General features: G+C 60.4%; 13 protein-coding genes and 2 pseudogenes. 11 read left to right on the forward strand and 4 right to left on the reverse strand.

The features are described 5' to 3' along the window. Positions 1–82: 82 nt before the first annotated feature. Entirely contained in the window at positions 83–3,415 is a 3,333-nt protein-coding gene (locus tag ACTIEN_RS19555; RefSeq protein ID WP_439524831.1) for a DUF2126 domain-containing protein, read from the reverse strand. A gap of 86 nt (positions 3,416–3,501) precedes the next feature. Between ACTIEN_RS19555 and ACTIEN_RS19560 the strand changes: the two genes are divergently transcribed. The 3 genes and pseudogenes from ACTIEN_RS19560 to ACTIEN_RS19570 all read left to right on the forward strand — a co-directional run. Continuing rightward, positions 3,502–4,854: a D-amino acid dehydrogenase gene (locus tag ACTIEN_RS19560; protein ID WP_439524832.1), complete on the forward strand. Its 1,353-nt coding sequence runs from the start codon at positions 3,502–3,504 to the stop codon at positions 4,852–4,854. A gap of 210 nt (positions 4,855–5,064) precedes the next feature. After that, the gene (locus ACTIEN_RS19565) at positions 5,065–5,472 is read left to right on the forward strand and encodes a (R)-mandelonitrile lyase (protein WP_439524833.1); all 408 of its coding nucleotides are present in this window, start codon (positions 5,065–5,067) and stop codon (positions 5,470–5,472) included. Positions 5,473–5,532: 60 nt separating this feature from the next. Further along, positions 5,533–5,790 (forward strand): annotated as a pseudogene (locus tag ACTIEN_RS19570) (transposase); the annotation flags it as partial. Between the two features lie 43 nt (positions 5,791–5,833). Here ACTIEN_RS19570 and ACTIEN_RS19575 read toward each other — a convergent pair. Beyond that, positions 5,834–6,278: pseudogene (locus tag ACTIEN_RS19575) on the reverse strand (DDE-type integrase/transposase/recombinase); the annotation flags it as partial. Further along, positions 6,229–6,399: a ParD-like family protein gene (locus tag ACTIEN_RS19580; RefSeq protein WP_439524834.1), complete on the reverse strand. Its 171-nt coding sequence runs from the start codon at positions 6,397–6,399 to the stop codon at positions 6,229–6,231. The gene ACTIEN_RS19580 and the pseudogene ACTIEN_RS19575, both read right to left, overlap by 50 nt. A 153-nt stretch (positions 6,400–6,552) precedes the next feature. Here ACTIEN_RS19580 and ACTIEN_RS19585 point away from each other — a divergent pair, with 153 nt between their 5' ends. From ACTIEN_RS19585 to ACTIEN_RS19595, 3 genes are all read left to right on the forward strand, one after another. Beyond that, complete coding sequence (locus ACTIEN_RS19585; protein ID WP_439524835.1) at positions 6,553–7,770, forward strand: ABC transporter substrate-binding protein; 1,218 nt, start codon at positions 6,553–6,555, stop codon at positions 7,768–7,770. A gap of 73 nt (positions 7,771–7,843) precedes the next feature. Next, positions 7,844–8,596 carry an ABC transporter ATP-binding protein gene (locus tag ACTIEN_RS19590; protein WP_439524836.1) on the forward strand — a complete coding sequence of 251 codons (753 nt, stop codon included), beginning with the start codon at positions 7,844–7,846 and terminating at the stop codon, positions 8,594–8,596. Beyond that, positions 8,589–9,317: an ABC transporter ATP-binding protein gene (locus tag ACTIEN_RS19595; RefSeq protein WP_439524837.1), complete on the forward strand. Its 729-nt coding sequence runs from the start codon at positions 8,589–8,591 to the stop codon at positions 9,315–9,317. Before ACTIEN_RS19590 ends, ACTIEN_RS19595 begins: the two co-directional genes overlap by 8 nt. 6 nt (positions 9,318–9,323) lie before the next feature. Here the strand turns inward: ACTIEN_RS19595 and ACTIEN_RS19600 are convergent, their stop codons facing one another. Further along, entirely contained in the window at positions 9,324–10,175 is an 852-nt protein-coding gene (locus tag ACTIEN_RS19600; protein ID WP_439524838.1) for an AraC family transcriptional regulator, read from the reverse strand. Between the two features lie 102 nt (positions 10,176–10,277). Between ACTIEN_RS19600 and ACTIEN_RS19605 the strand changes: the two genes are divergently transcribed. The 5 genes from ACTIEN_RS19605 to ACTIEN_RS19625 are packed head-to-tail and all read left to right on the forward strand — an operon-like array spanning position 10,278 to position 14,645. Then, on the forward strand, positions 10,278–11,168 hold the full coding sequence (locus tag ACTIEN_RS19605) for a branched-chain amino acid ABC transporter permease (protein ID WP_439524839.1): 891 nt from the start codon (positions 10,278–10,280) through the stop codon (positions 11,166–11,168). Between the two features lies 1 nt (position 11,169). Further along, entirely contained in the window at positions 11,170–12,153 is a 984-nt protein-coding gene (locus ACTIEN_RS19610; RefSeq protein ID WP_439524840.1) for a branched-chain amino acid ABC transporter permease, read from the forward strand. Further along, positions 12,140–12,973: a phosphoenolpyruvate hydrolase family protein gene (locus ACTIEN_RS19615; RefSeq protein WP_439524841.1), complete on the forward strand. Its 834-nt coding sequence runs from the start codon at positions 12,140–12,142 to the stop codon at positions 12,971–12,973. Before ACTIEN_RS19610 ends, ACTIEN_RS19615 begins: the two co-directional genes overlap by 14 nt. A gap of 20 nt (positions 12,974–12,993) precedes the next feature. Then, positions 12,994–13,443 carry an SRPBCC family protein gene (locus ACTIEN_RS19620; RefSeq protein WP_439524842.1) on the forward strand — a complete coding sequence of 150 codons (450 nt, stop codon included), beginning with the start codon at positions 12,994–12,996 and terminating at the stop codon, positions 13,441–13,443. Continuing rightward, a complete protein-coding gene (locus ACTIEN_RS19625) occupies positions 13,440–14,645 on the forward strand; it encodes a Tm-1-like ATP-binding domain-containing protein (RefSeq protein WP_439524843.1) in 1,206 nt (401 codons plus the stop codon). Before ACTIEN_RS19620 ends, ACTIEN_RS19625 begins: the two co-directional genes overlap by 4 nt. Positions 14,646–15,352: the final 707 nt, after the last annotated feature.

Consider the following 15,352-nt stretch of genomic DNA (forward strand, 5'->3'; position numbering starts at 1 on the left):
CACCGGCAACTTGCGCGCCATAGCTGGCCAGCAAGTCGCGGTAGGTTTGTTCATACCTCTGAGAGTGCGGGGTCTGCACAGCCTAAAGGCCCGCCCTGCGGCGCAGGTCCAGAGTCATGGGAAATTCCGGATGTGTCCGTTCCGGCGTCGGCGGGACCGTTCCGGCGCTATGGCCCATCTTTTCAAACCTGCTCAATCGTCGTGCCTCTGCTTCGTTTCCATTGACCGGGAACGTATCGAAATTGCGCCCGCCGGGGTGGGCGACATGATACCGACACCCGCCCAGCGACTTGCCGGTCCAGGTATCATAGATATCAAACGTTAATGGCGCGTCGACTTCCAGCACAGGATGTAAGGACATTGCCGGCTTCCATGCCTTGTAGCGCACGCCAGCAACCCGCACGCCATTTGTGGCCGTCGCTGTCAATGGCACGACACGGCGGTTTGCCGTCATCGTATAGCGTTCGGGGTTGGCCCCGGTCAGCGTCACCTGCAACCGCTCGGACGAACTGTCCGTATAGCGCACGGTGCCCCCAATGGCACCCGTTTCCCCCATCACATGCCAAGGCTCAAGCGCTTGACGCAGTTCAAGCGTGATGCCTTCATAGGTGACCTCGCCGCAGAACGGGAACCGGAATTCCGACTGTGCGGCGAACCACGCCGGATCAAAGTCCATGCCATGTGTGCGCAGGTCGTTCAGGACGTCTTCGAAATCTTCCCAGATGAAGGCGGGCAACATGAACCGATCATGCAAGGTTGTCCCCCACCGGATCAGGTTTCCACTAATCGGGCTTTCCCAGCACCGTGCAATGATCGCCCGCAGCAACAGCTGTTGCGCGAGGCTCATACGCGGATTGGGCGGCATCTCGAAGCCACGGAACTCGACCAGCCCCAATCGTCCGGTTGGACCATCCGGAGAGTACAGTTTGTCGATGCAGATCTCGGTCCGATGGGTGTTGCCGGTCACGTCGATCAGCGCGTTGCGCAACAAACGGTCGGTCAACCACGGCGGCGGTGGCGTTCCGTCGCTGGGCGGCCAGATCTGATCAAGCGCGATCTCCAGTTCGTACAGACCATCGTGGCGGGCTTCGTCAATGCGCGGTGCCTGGCTTGTGGGGCCGACAAACGTTCCGGCGAACAGGTAGGACAGGCTTGGATGGCGCTGCCAGAACAGGATCAAACTCTTTAGCAGATCAGGGCGACGCAGGAATGGGCTGTCGGCTGGCGTGGCACCACCAACCACCACATGATTGCCGCCCCCCGTTCCCGTGTGACGTCCATCGGCCATGAACTTGTCTGCCCCCAGACGGCACTGGCGGGCTTCTTCATAGACGGTTTCGGTCGTGTTCACACAGTCGGCCCAGCTTGCCGCGGGATGGATATTGACCTCGATCACGCCGGGATCGGGGGCGATCCGCATCACCTCGATGCGGGGATCATGCGGCGGCGCATAACCTTCGATCAGAACCTTGTGGCCAATCGTTCTTGCGGCAGCTTCAACCGCAGCGATCAGTTCAAGGTAATCCTCGAGTGTTTCCACCGGCGGCAGGAACACGCACAAACGCCCGTCGCGCGGTTCAACCGATATGGCGGTACGCACACGCCCGCTCAGATCGCCCAGGACCTGCTCGACCTGCTCCTGACCTGCCGTGCCTTCGGTGCGATGCGCGACATGTTGCTCCGGAGACGCATGTTCGGGCTCTGGCACGTCCTCTGACGGAGTTGCCAATGGCCCGCGCGCCTCGGTCGGGTCTTGTGGATTGATAAACGGATAATCGCTTTCCGGCACATGCGGCAGCGTACCCAGAGGCAGGCGATACCCAACAGGGCTGTCGCCGGAGACAAGAAACACCTTGCCGCGGCGCAAGGCCCAGACTTCCGACATCCAGCGGCTCGACGCGCGCGCCTGCCAACGCTGAACGGGAAGGACATAGCCAGCCGGTGTGCTCAGACCCCGTTCGAACACCCGTGCAATACGCGCGCGTTCTTCGGGATCGGCAAGCTTGGAGTTCTCGGGTGTGACATTGGCGGGCAGATTGCCTTCCTTGATGATCCACTCTGCCGGATCTTCGAACGCGGGCAGCACGTTTTCCTGTGGCACAGACAAATTCTCTGCGATCCGGGTCAGCAGGTCTTGCGCGTCCTGCGGCCCAACATCCTCATGCGTGTCTTCACGCGCCAGCAGGTCAGGATCCCGCCAGATCGGATGCCCGTCCTTGCGCCAGTACAGCGAAAAGGTCCAACGCGGCAGCGTTTCACCAGGATACCACTTGCCCTGCCCGTAATGCAGCAAGCCCCCGGTCGAAAACTTGCCCTGCAACCGGCGCATCAGCTTATCCGCCAGTCCGCGCTTTGCCGGACCAACCGCGTCAGAGTTCCATTCGTCGCTTTCAAAATCATCAATCGACACAAAGGTTGGCTCGCCCCCCATCGTCAGGCGCACATCCCCGGCCTCAAGGCGTTTATCAACAGCTTCACCCAACGCGTTCAGAGCATTCCATGACTCGTCCGAAAACGGCTTGGTGATGCGCGGATGCTCTGCCGTGCGCGTGACCTGCATGTCGAAGGAAAATTCGACATCCGCTGCACTGGCGACACCCGAAATCGGGGCCGCATGGCGATAATGGGGTGTTGCCGCCAGTGGAATATGGCTTTCCCCCGCCAGCAAACCAGAGGTCGGATCCAGCCCGACCCACCCCGCGCCGGGCAGATACACTTCGACCCAGGCGTGCAGGTCGGTAAAGTCCGTCTCCGTCCCCGCAGGCCCGTCAAGCGCGATCAGGTCAGGTTTGAGCTGGATCAGATACCCCGAGACAAACCGCGCGGCGAGGCCCACATTGCGCAGGATCTGCACGAAAAGCCAGCTTGTGTCGCGACACGATCCCGCCGCCCGTCCCAGCGTTTCCTCGGCGGTCTGCACACCGGGTTCCATGCGGATTTCATAGGTGATCTCATGGGCCAATCGACTGTTCAGCATCACCAGAAAATCAATCGTGACCATCGGTTCGCGCGACACGGTCGCCATGAAATTCTGCAAAAGTGGGCCTACGGGATCACGGCGCAGATAAATGCTCAGGTCAGGTGCAATGTCATCGTCATAGGTGAACGGATAGGTCTTGACGGAGTCTTCGACAAAGAAATCGAAGGGATTATAGACGGACATGTCCGCCACCAGATCGACCTCGATCTTCAGTTCCCGCACGGGTTCCGGAAACACGAACCGCGCCAGCCAGTTTCCATAGGGGTCTTGCTGATGGTTCACGAAATGGCCGGATGGCGAGACTGTCAGGCTATGCGAAATCACACGCGTGCGCGAATGCGGTGCCGGCCTCAGCCGGATGGTCTGCGGGCCAAGAGTGACCAATCGGTCATACTTGTAATGCGTCAGATGGTAGATGCTTGCGGTAATTGACATGAACGAGATCTCCTCGGTCGCATCATGAACAGGTCGCTGCAACGCAGCAACCGCCAATTTCATTTTGCCCTGCCGGTCCCTGGCATTTGCCGCCAAGTCCGCAACGGCTCCGTCAGCCGCCTTGTACACGATCATCAGAAATCGCATCCTGCCCTGAACTCGATCGAAAGGCATCTGTCATGAAGATTGTCGTTATGGGCGCCGGAGTTATTGGCGTGACCACCGCGTATTATCTGGCGAAACAGGGCGCAGAGGTTGTGGTCATCGATCGTCAGGTCGGACCCGGCCTCGAGACGAGCTATGCCAATGCCGGCGAACTGAGCTACGGCATGACCTCACCCTGGGCAGCACCGGGTATCCCGATGAAGGCCGTCAAATGGATGTTCATGAAACGCCGCCCATTGTTCATCTGGCCCTTGATCAGCCCAACCATGTGGAAATGGGGCGCGCAGATGATCCGCAACTGCAACGAGGACAGCTATCGCATCAACAAGGGACGCATGGTGCGGGTGTCGAACTATTCGCGCGATGTCATGCCGGACCTGATTGCCGAGACCGGCATCGAATATGACGGCCGCGAACAGGGCACGTTGCAATTGTTCCGCACGGCCAAGCAGATGAAGGGCTCCAAGGCCGATCAGGACATTCTGGCGGAATACGATTCTCCCTTCGAAGTGCTGGGCCGCGACGCGTGTATCGCCGTGGAACCCGCACTGGCCGAAGTCCGCAACAAATTTGTCGGAGGCCTGCGCCTGACCGCAGATCGAACCGGGGATTGCCGGTTGTTCACAATCGCCCTGGCCGAAAAATGCGTCGAGATGGGGGTAGAGTTCCAATACGGCCAATCCATCCGATCCATCGCCGTTCAGGATGGCAAGATCGCCGGTGTGGATACCGAAATCGCCGGGCGCATCACCGGTGACAGATATGTGTGCGCCATGGGCAGCTATGCGGTGAACGTGCTCAACCCCATCGGCATCAGGCTGCCGGTCTATCCGGTCAAGGGCTACTCCGTCACGCTGCCTGTCACGGAGGATGCCTTTGCACCGCAATCCACAATCATGGACGAAACCCACAAGGTCGCCATCACACGGCTGGGCGACCGCATTCGGGTTGCAGGCACGGCGGAAATCGCAGGCTATTCCAACCGCCTTGGCCCACACGCCACCGACACGGTGAAACACGTCATTGGCGACCTGTTCCCCAAAGGTGGTGACATTTCGCGCGCCGAAGGATGGACCGGTCTGCGCCCGATGACTCCGGATGGCACCCCCGTTCTGGGGCCGACCCAATACGACAATCTGTTTGTGAATACCGGTCACGGCACATTGGGATGGACAATGGCATGCGGCTCCGGTCGCGCCGTTGCCGACATTGTCTTGGGCAAAACCCCGGACATCTCGATGGACGGTCTCACTGCCGAAAGATACGCAAGCTGATCCGAGACTGCACGGACAACGTGCAAGACGCGGCTGATGGTGGAACTCGCAGAGTCCCTTTTCACTTCGTCCAGTCCCAGTCGTTCGTCATCAGCAATGTTCCTGGAATGTGAGTCGGCCCCCTAAAACCCGCATCTGGTTTCTCTGGTGTCTGGGTTTGCAGCCAGAACTCTGATAAACCCCACACCGTAACGAACAAAGGACTTCACTATGTTAATCCACCACGCCGGAGACCGGCCTTCGCTCTTTCCAGGCACTGAATATTTCACCGGCACGGTCAGGTTTGATCCGGTTGTATCGGGTGACGACGCCTCGCCGGTCAAAATCCTGTCAGTGACCTTTGAACCCGGCGCGCGGACAGCGTGGCACACCCATCCCGCCGGTCAGACGCTCCATGTCTTGTCAGGCAGTGGGCTGGCCGGGTCCGAGGGGCAGCCGGTGCAGGTGCTGCGTCCGGGCGATACCGTCTGGTTTGCGCCGGGGGAACGGCATTGGCATGGCGCATCACCAGACTGCGCGATGACACATCTGGCCGTGCAGACCTCTGTTGATGGCAAGACGGCCGACTGGATGGAACACGTCACGGACAAGGATTACAACGCCCCGCGCGCCGAGTAGGGTCTGGCCCATTGATCTCAGCCGAGCGTCGTGACTCACCGCCGAAAAACGAGCGGTGGCATGTCTGATCTTTTCTGGTTGAGCGATGCGCAGATGGACCGTTTGAAGCCCTATTTTCCGAAGTCTCACGGTAAACCGCATGTCGATGACCGCAGGGTGCTGAATGGGATTATTTTCATCAACCGCGCTGGGTTCCGCTGGCGCGATGCGCCCAGGGAACACGGTCCTCACAAGACATTCCACAACTGATGGAAGTGATGGAGCGATAAGGGCGTCTTTGCTCGGATCATGACTGGCCTGGCCGTCGAGCATCGCGAAAGGAATGGACCTTTCGCACTTTAGTACCGCTCCAGGTGCTCGTTTAAGCCACTTTCCGTTCGAAGGCGACCGGGCTTTTCCAGCCCAATGCTGAGTGCCGTCGACGCGGATTGCAGAAGCCGTTGATGTATCCGAAGATCGCTATTTCAACTTGCCGTCTTGTTGCCCACGACTGCCGCCAGATCAACTCTGCCTTGATGGTTTTGAAGAAGGTGATGAGGATTAGAAAACAGTCTGGGGGACTGTTTTCCCGACGCAAAACGGTCGCATTGTCATAACAATTACCTTTTCCGCTCATGGAGACTTAGAAGCCATACTGGCGCAGGATCTTCTGGTAGTCACGCGAACAGTATTGGCTGCCGCGATCGCTGTGGAAGATGCAGCCTTTGGGCGGCCACCTGAATGCAATGACCATCTTCAGGGCCCCGGATCGCCAGATCACGCTTCATCCGGTTGCCGAAAGCCCAGCCGATCACGCGGCGGGTTTGCTTCGGCAACCATACCAACCTTTATCCAGAATTCGGCCTGAGCATTGATCGAACGGCACATGACCGAACTGGACTTGCGTAGTTCCTCGTGCAGGTCATCCCCGATTTTCACAATGCCCATCGACGCATTTCCTCTTGATAACTTTTTGGTCAGGATGTGCTTTTCAGATATTTTATCTTGCGAAATGCACATTGTGAAGAGAACCCGAAACGGTAAGATGGTGGAAAACACTACTGAACTGATATGACATTCCAACCTGAGGAGGAAGAAAGAATGCGTGGATTGATAGGGCGTCTATTGGCGTCAAGTGCCTTTGTTGCCGCCGCGACGGCGGCGCAGGCCCAGGTCTCGGACGATGTCGTCCGGCTAGGCGTGCTTACTGACATGAGCGGCATCTACAGCGATCTCGCCGGAGAAGGCGCGGTCGAGGCGGTGCGCATGGCGGCCGAGGACTTCGGCGGCGAAGTGCTTGGCGCGCCGATCGAGGTGATCTTCTCGGACCACCTCAACCAGGCCGACACCGCGGCCGCCAAGGCCCGCGAATGGTTCGATGTCGAAGGCGTCGACATGATCAATGACCTTTCCAACTCCGGCGCGGCCCTGGCCGTGGCGGCGGTGGCCAAGGAGGCCCAGCGCCACATCATCGTGAACGGTGCCTCGAACATCGGCATCACCAACGACATGTGTTCGCCCTATGCGATCCACTACGCCTATGACGCCTATTCACTGGCCCACGGCACCGGCAAGGCGGTGGTCGAGGACGGTGGGCTGAACTGGTTCTTCCTGACTGTCGACTTCGCCTTCGGCATCGGGCTCGAGGAACAGGTGACCGAGGTGGTCGAGAACGCGGGCGGCGAAGTGCTGGGCTCGGCCCGTCATCCTCTCTCGGCCAGCGACTTCTCGTCCTACATGCTCCAGGCCCAGTCATCCGGAGCCGAGATCGTCGGTATCGCCTCGACCGGCGGTGACGCGGTCAACGCAATCAACGCGGCTGCCGAGTTTGGCCTGACCCAGAACCAGACCCTGGCTGCGCTGCTGCTGTGGTTGAACGATGTCCATTCCATCGGGCTCGAGGCGGCACAGGGGCTGATGCTAACCAATGCCTGGTATTGGGACATGAACGAGGAATCCCGCGAGTTCGCCCAGCGTTACTTCGACCGGGTCGGCTCCATGCCCAACATGAGCCAGGCCGCGAACTACTCGTCCACAATGCACTACCTGCGGGCCATCGAACAGGCCGGAACAGACGAACCCGATGCCGTCTCCGAGGCGATGCGGTCCATGCCGATCAATGACTTCTTCGCCAAGGAAGGCTACGTTCGGGAAGACGGCCGCATGATGCACGACATGTACCTGTGGCAGGTCAAGTCGCCGGACGAGGCCGAAGGCGAGTGGGACTATCTCAACGCGGTATCCACCATCCCCGCCGAAGATGCCTTCCGCCCGCTGGACCAGAGCACCTGCTACCTGGTGACGGGCGACAACGGCTGATCGCGGTCCCTGAGCCAAGCCGGGCCGCAACCGCGCGGCCCGGCATCCCCACACGCTCTTGCGAGACTTACCCATGACCGCCAACGTGCTTGAGGCCAAGGGCCTCACCAAGACCTTCGGCACCTTTGCCGCTGTCGGCGGAGTCGATCTCGCGCTTCGCCGTGGCAGCATCCACGCCCTGATCGGCCCCAACGGCGCGGGCAAGACCACCTGCTTCAACCTACTGACCAAGTTCCTCACACCCACTTCTGGCACCATCCATTTCAACGGTCGCGATATCACCGCGCTCGACCCCGGCTCCATAGCGCGGATGGGGCTGGTGCGGTCGTTCCAGATCTCGGCGGTGTTCAACAGCATGTCGGCGCTAGAGAATGTCATGCTTGCCCTGCAACGTCGGCGCGGTGAATCCTACGACTTCTGGACCCGCAAATCCGCCCTGTCGGTCAACCGGAGCGCGGCAATGGAACACCTGGAAAGCGTCGGCATCGTTCACCTGGCAGAAGTCGCCGCAGGGGATCTGTCCTACGGCCACCGCCGGGCGCTCGAGATCGCCACAACCCTCGCGCTGGACCCCGAGGTAATCCTGCTGGACGAGCCCACCGCCGGCATGGGGATCGAGGACGTCGACCGCATCACCCGCCTGATCCACGACGCCGCCCAAGGCCGCTCTGTCCTGATGGTCGAACACAACCTCGGCATCGTCTCCGAGATTTGCGACGAGGTGACAGTTCTGGCCCGTGGCCGTATCCTGGCCCAGGGTGATTACGCCAGCGTCGCCGCCAACGAAGAGGTCATCGAGGCCTACCTGGGAGGCAGCCATGTCTGAAGCACGAACGGAGACCACCGCGCGCACCGTTCTGGACATTTCGAACCTGCAAGCCTGGTACGGGCCCAGCCAGGCGCTGCACGACATCGCCCTGACCGTCCGAGCAGGCGAACTGGTAACCATGCTCGGTCGCAACGGCGCGGGCAAGACCACAACCCTGCGCTCCATCGTCGGCATGGTTTCGCGCCGGGCCGGCTCCATCGTCATCAACGGGACCGAAACATCGGCTCTGCCCTCGCACCGGATCGCCCACACCGGCGTCGCTTTCTGCCCCGAGGACCGGGGCATCTACGCCAGCCTCAGCGCCGAGGAAAACCTCGTCCTGCCCGCCATCGTGGCCGAGGGCGGAATGAGCGTGGCCGAAATCCTGTCCCTGTTCCCGGGCCTCAAGGACCGGATGAACAGCCCGGGCACCAAGCTGTCGGGGGGCGAACAGCAAATGCTCGCCATCGGACGCATTCTGCGGACCGGCGCGCGACTGCTGCTGCTGGACGAACCGACCGAAGGGCTGGCGCCCGTGGTGGTCCAGCAAATCGGCGCCGCCATCGCGGACCTCAAGGCGCGGGGCTACACCATCCTGATGGTCGAACAGAACGTGCGCTTCGCCTCGACCGTTGCAGACCGACACTACGTCATCGACCGCGGCCACGTGGCGGAAACCTTCGACAACGCCACTCTCCTGAGCGATTTTGACCGGATCAGTTCGTGGCTCAGTGCCTGAATTCGCTCAGGCACCCTTGGCCACGGGCGGCTTGCGGCCGCGCTGGAACCGCGAAGGTCGGAATCCGGTCATCCGCTTGAATGTATTCGAAAAGGCAAAGGCGTTCTGGTAGCCGACCTCGAAGGCCACGTCCTCCACTCTCTTGTCCGTTGTCGCCAACACCTGCGCCGCCTGCTGCACCCTCAGGTAGGTCAGCTGCTGCATCGGACTGCGGCCCAGCCTCGTCTGGCACAGGCGTCGCAGGTGTTCTCCGCTGATGCCGGCGATCCCGGCCAACTGGTCAAGCGTCCAGGGGTGGCCCAGATCAGCTGTGACCTCGGCCCAGAGCTTGCTGAGCCTTTCCTCGTTGCGAAGCGGCTCGGTGTAGCGTTTTACATAATGCTCGATCAGGTCGATCCAGAGCGCTGTCGCCGCGATGTCGCCGCCGCTGTTCACCTCGTGATACAGTCCTCGGATCGCGTCCGACAGCGGCTTGGGATCGACCTTGGTGACCAGCGGTGTCATCCCTTCAATCGCGGACCGGGGGGACTGCGGCATGTAGCGGACCCAGCAGTATTGCCACCGCTTTCCCTGTACAGCGTGAAAGGCATGCAGCACATGGGCCGGCGCGAGCGTCACCATTCCCGCTCGGTGCGGCCGCCATCGGCCGTCCAGCAGCATCCGCCCTTCGCCGCCCAGACAGGCGTGCAGGTATGCCCCGCTGAGATTCGTCCGCACCACTTGGTAGGGCGGCGCTGCATCACCCACGCCAACATGCGAAAGCAGCCGGTGAGCCAGCAGCGGACAGTCTTCGGCGCGGACGATCTGCTGGTGCGTGTCCTCGCCTACGATGTGGGTTTCGAATAGTTTATCGTGCATGGCGACCATTGTTTTGGCATTTGTCGCGACAGTAAAGTGGGTAACAGTAAAAGCAAGGCGCGAACGATCGCGCTGTCCAGGGGCGGTCGAGGAGGAGGTCCAATGTTCGAGGTTTTCGGCGTGCCGCTTGTCGCACTGACCGGGCAGATCATGCTCGGGATCGTTAACGGCGCCTTCTATGCCGTCCTGAGCCTCGGCCTCGCCATCATCTTCGGGATCGTCAAGGTCGTGAACTTCGCCCACGGCGCGTTCTTCATGATGGGCGCGTTCCTGTCATTCCTGCTGCTCGACTATTTCGGGATCGGGTATTGGGGCGCAATCTTCATCGCGCCGCTCATTGTGGGCCTCCTGGGGATCGTCGCCGAAAGGCTCTTGCTGCGCCGGATCTATGGGCTCGACCCAATCTACGGGTTGCTCCTGACTTTCGGCATGGTCCTGATGATAGAGGGCGGCTTTACGGTTGCCTTCGGGTCGTCTGGCCAGATTTACACCGCGCCTGACCAATTGCGCGGAACGGTGAATCTTGGCTTCATGTTCATGCCGATCTATCGGCTTTTCGTGATCGGCGCGGCGGTGGCGATCTGTGTGGCGACCTGGCTGATGATCGAAAGAACCACGATGGGCGCCAAGCTGCGCGCCGCGACCGAGCGGCCGCAACTGACCCAGGCTTTCGGCATCAACGTGCCATTGTTGATGACCCTGACATACGGCGGCGGCGTGGCGCTGGCCGCTCTTGCCGGAGTCCTGGCGGCACCGATCCAGAACGTCAGCCCTTCCATGGGTTCGGAACTTGTGGTCATCGTCTTTGCGATCGTTGTGATCGGCGGACTCGGCTCGATCTCGGGCGCAGCGATAACGGGTCTGTTGCTGGGCGTGGTCGAAGGGCTGACCAAAGTCTTCTACTCGGAAGCCTCCACCGTCATCGTCTTCCTCATCATGGCAATTGTCCTGCTGATCCGGCCTGCGGGTCTCTTTGGACGCGAGGAGGGCTGAGATGAACCGCACACTCCTCTTGCTTCTGGGCGCGGCCCTTCTGCTGGCCCTGATCCTCGTGCCTTTCTATCCGCAGGTAATCTACCCGGTTTTCGTCATGCGGGTGATGTGCCTGGCGCTCTTTGCCTGTGCATTCAACATCCTGCTGGGACACACCGGCATCCTGTCCTTCGGCCACGCGGCCTTCTTTGGAAGCGCCGCCTATTTTTGCGGCTACATGGTCAAGGAACTGGGCCTGCCGCCGGAAATCGGGCTTCTGACCGGAGTGGCCAGCGCAGCGCTGATGGGGGCGGTCTTCGGGGCGCTGGCGACGCGGCGGTCGGGGATCTACCTGGCCATGATCACACTTGCGCTGTCGCAATTGGTCTACTTCCTTTTCCTGCGACTGCCATGGACCCATGCCGAGGATGGAATGCAGCAAGTCCCGCGCGGGGTGCTGTTTGGGGTGCTCGACCTGCGAAACGATCTGACGCTTTACTTCGTCGTGATGGTGCTGACACTGGCCGGGTTGGTCCTCGTCCACCGCATCGTGCACTCGCCCTTCGGCGAGGTGCTGCGCGCCATCCGCGAACACGAGCCCCGAGCAAAATCACTCGGCTTCCCGGTGGCGCGGTACAAGATCCTCGCTTTCACCCTCTCGGCCGCGCTGGCCGGACTCGCCGGGTCGCTCAAGGTAATCATCTACCAGGTGGCTTCGCTCAGGGACGTGCACTGGAGCATGTCGGGTGACGTTATCCTGATGACGCTGTTGGGGGGGATGCACTCGGTGCTCGGTCCGGCGCTCGGAGCGGCGCTCATCTCATCGCTCTATCACTACTTCGATGCGCTCGGGGGATGGGTGACCATCATGGTCGGCGGCATCTTCATCGGCTGCGTCCTGCTTTTCCGCAGAGGGATCGTGGGCGAACTTCAGGCGGCCTTCGCGGCACGTCGCAGCAACAAAGCTTCAATTGACAATAAGGACAGCGAAAATGCCACGAATTGATCGCTCCAAGATCTTGGAACGCCTGAACGGACAGATCGCGGACGGAGTACCGATCGTGGGCGGCGGCGCAGGGACCGGGATATCGGCCAAGAGCGAAGAAGCCGGCGGAATCGACTTGATCATCGTCTACAATTCCGGCCGCTACCGCATGGCCGGCCGCGCGTCCTCTGCCGGTCTGCTTGCCTATGGCAATGCCAACGAGATCGTCAAGGAAATGGCGCTTGAAGTTCTGCCAGTCTGCAAGACGACACCTGTGATCGCTGGCGTGAACGGCACGGACCCCTTCGTCATCATGCCAGTCCTCCTGCGCGAGTTGAAGGATCTTGGCTACTCGGGGGTACAAAACTTCCCGACAGTCGGGATCATCGACGGAACCTTCAGGGTCAGTCTTGAGGAGACCGGCATCAATTACGCCTCGGAGATCGACATGATCCGGCAGGCGCACGAGTTCGATCTGCTGACAACGCCCTATGTATTCGATCCCGACCAGGCCACCGAAATGGCAAAAGCCGGGGCGGATATCATCGTGCCGCACATGGGCGTGACCACTGGCGGCAGCATCGGAGCCACAACGTCAAAGACCCTCGAGGACTCTGTGCGCCTGATCGACGAATGCGCCGAGGCGGCCCGGAAGGTGCGCAATGACATCATCATCATCGCACATGGCGGACCCATAGCGACTCCCGACGATGTCGCTTACGTCCTTGAACACAGCCAGCACTGCCACGGCTTCTATGGCGCTTCGAGCGTCGAACGGCTTCCGGTCGAGACCGCGATCAAGTCGAACATCGAGGCTTTCAAGGCGCTTCGGCTGAAATGACATTCTAAAGGGAGGAAACCATGGCGAGAGTCTACATTAGTGCAATCATCGACGCCCCGATCGAAGAGGCCTGGGCGGTGCTGCGCGATTTCAACGCCCTGCCGAAATACCATCGCTTCTTCAGCAAAAGCGAGATCGAGGACGGCAAGCCGTCCGACCAGATCGGATGTGTGCGCAACTTCTTCACACATGATGGCGGGCATATCCGCGAACAACTTCTGACCCTGTCGGACCGCGAGCACCGCTGCTGCTACTGCATCCTCGAAGCGACACTGCCGGTGCAGAACTACGTCTCTGAAATGACACTCAAGCCGATCACCGAAACCGGCCAGACGTTCGGAGAATGGTGGGCGGAATACGATGTGGCCGAGGCTGACGCGACAGAGGTGCACCAGACAGTTTCGGACACGTTCCGCTTTGCCTTCGAGGGTGCCGAGGACGTCGTTCACGGACGCCCGGTGCAACGGTGACCGACGCACGAGTTTACGTTGTCGGCACCTTCGACACCAAGGCCGAAGAACTTCTCTACGTTGCGCGACTTGTCCGGGACACCGGGATCAAGGTGGTCACTGTCGATGTCGGCACAACCGAAAGCTCATCCGAGGCCGACATTCCCGCGCAGGAAGTGGCCGCCAGTCATCCCCAAAGCGCCTCGCAGGTCACCGACGCGCCTGACCGTGGCCAGGCAGTCATCGCCATGTCCGAAGCTTTGGTCAACTTCATCTCCTCGCGCGACGACATCGGTGGAATCCTGGGTCTTGGCGGGTCCGGAGGAACCTCGTTGATCACCCCCGCCATGCGCGCCCTGCCCCTCGGCCTTCCAAAGCTCATGGTTTCGACCGTCGCTGCCGGAGACACCTCGCACTATATCGGGGTCTCGGACATTACAATGATGTACCCGGTGACCGATATCGCCGGGCTGAACACAGTCTCGCGGCGTATTCTGGCCAACGCGGCGCATGCGATTGCGGGCATGGCCAAGGGCACCGGAACCGCCGAAACGGGCGACGCGCGCCCGGCGCTTGCCTTGTCCATGTTCGGCGTGACGACGACGGCCGTCCAACTGCTTCGCGCACGGCTCGACAAAGAGTTCGATTGCATTGTCTTTCACGCCAATGGTGCAGGCGGCAGGGCTCTGGAAGCCATCGGCGGCAGTGGCATGGTCTCGACCATCGTCGACGTCACCACCACCGAAGTCGCGGATCACTTGATGGGGGGCATATGCTCTGCCGGACCCGACCGCTTCGACGTGCTGGCGAATACCGGCATTCCCTGGATCGGGTCCTGCGGCGCGCTCGACATGGTGAACTTCGGTCCCCGTGACACGGTGCCGGACCAGTATGCCGACCGTGCGTTCTTCGTCCACAACGCGAACATCACGCTGATGCGAACGACCCCGTCCGAAAACGCAGAGATGGCGCGGTGGCTGGCGTCCAAATTGAACGCATCGCCCGGCCCCGTCGATCTCGTCCTTCCACTTGGCGGCGTCTCGGCGCTTGACGCACCAGGCGCGGCCTTTTGGGATCCAGAGGCGGATGAAGCTCTGTTCGACACGCTGGAGGCGACGTTCGAAAGGTCAGAGACCCACCGACTCCACCGACTCGACGCCCATATCAACGACCCTGCGTTCGCCGATTTCGTCGAGCGTCTCATACGCGATCAGCAGAACTGATCGGCCCGATGAGCGGAAAAAATTCTTACATCCGCCCCGGACAAGAAGCCTATCAACAATATCGGCCCCAACCGCAGAAAACAGGCCGGTGCCAAGATGCGGCAATCGACCAGAGACCGTCCGATTTCAGGTCCACCTGAGCGGACGCGACTTCGGTCGAACTGTTCAGGTTGCTCGGCAAAAAATGTCACAACTTCAGAAAGCTACGGGAATTTCATATAATCAGCGCAGTCACCAGGTTCAGAGAACCCTGGCAGAGAGAACGGAATTCGGGAAAGACGGCGAACCAAAGGCGAACAACCTCATCCGCAAACCCCTTTGAAAACACGGAAAAATCCGGCCGCGCCGGTGCGCGGAGAACGCTTTCTCTAGGGCAAATGGCGGAGACGAAGTCCGAAAGTTGTTTTATATCAGTATCTTAAGTTATTTAATTTGCTGGGCGTAGGATTTTTGGGTGTAACGAATTGTGCAGAAAAGTGTGTAGCAGAACTAGGCGGTTTTCGCTACTCATAGCCTTCGACTTGGGTGACATGATTCTGAGAAGCTATCATTCGGGAGACTGAAGGATTTCGCGCTTATGTCCGCGAAAACTCTGAAGAGTCTTACCTCAGAGTCGGGTTCTGGAAACGGCCCAGGGACGAAGCCGCTTCGCGGCATTGGCGCATTTGGCTGATGGATTGAGCCGCCCGTAGCGATGCGCATTTTGC

It is taken from the genome of Marivita sp., from assembly GCF_051859345.1.
GTDB lineage: Bacteria > Pseudomonadota > Alphaproteobacteria > Rhodobacterales > Rhodobacteraceae > Marivita.

Excerpts from the sequence above, each read along its gene's own strand:
- ACTIEN_RS19555 (WP_439524831.1), bottom strand. The coding sequence starts at position 3,415 with ATGTCAATTACCGCAAGCATCTACCATCTGACGCATTACAAGTATGAC.
- ACTIEN_RS19565 (WP_439524833.1), top strand. The coding sequence starts at position 5,065 with ATGTTAATCCACCACGCCGGAGACCGGCCTTCGCTCTTTCCAGGCACT.
- ACTIEN_RS19580 (WP_439524834.1), bottom strand. The coding sequence starts at position 6,399 with ATGGGCATTGTGAAAATCGGGGATGACCTGCACGAGGAACTACGCAAG.
- ACTIEN_RS19585 (WP_439524835.1), top strand. The coding sequence starts at position 6,553 with ATGCGTGGATTGATAGGGCGTCTATTGGCGTCAAGTGCCTTTGTTGCC.
- ACTIEN_RS19590 (WP_439524836.1), top strand. The coding sequence starts at position 7,844 with ATGACCGCCAACGTGCTTGAGGCCAAGGGCCTCACCAAGACCTTCGGC.
- ACTIEN_RS19595 (WP_439524837.1), top strand. The coding sequence starts at position 8,589 with ATGTCTGAAGCACGAACGGAGACCACCGCGCGCACCGTTCTGGACATT.
- ACTIEN_RS19600 (WP_439524838.1), bottom strand. The coding sequence starts at position 10,175 with ATGCACGATAAACTATTCGAAACCCACATCGTAGGCGAGGACACGCAC.
- ACTIEN_RS19605 (WP_439524839.1), top strand. The coding sequence starts at position 10,278 with ATGTTCGAGGTTTTCGGCGTGCCGCTTGTCGCACTGACCGGGCAGATC.
- ACTIEN_RS19610 (WP_439524840.1), top strand. The coding sequence starts at position 11,170 with ATGAACCGCACACTCCTCTTGCTTCTGGGCGCGGCCCTTCTGCTGGCC.
- ACTIEN_RS19615 (WP_439524841.1), top strand. The coding sequence starts at position 12,140 with ATGCCACGAATTGATCGCTCCAAGATCTTGGAACGCCTGAACGGACAG.
- ACTIEN_RS19620 (WP_439524842.1), top strand. The coding sequence starts at position 12,994 with ATGGCGAGAGTCTACATTAGTGCAATCATCGACGCCCCGATCGAAGAG.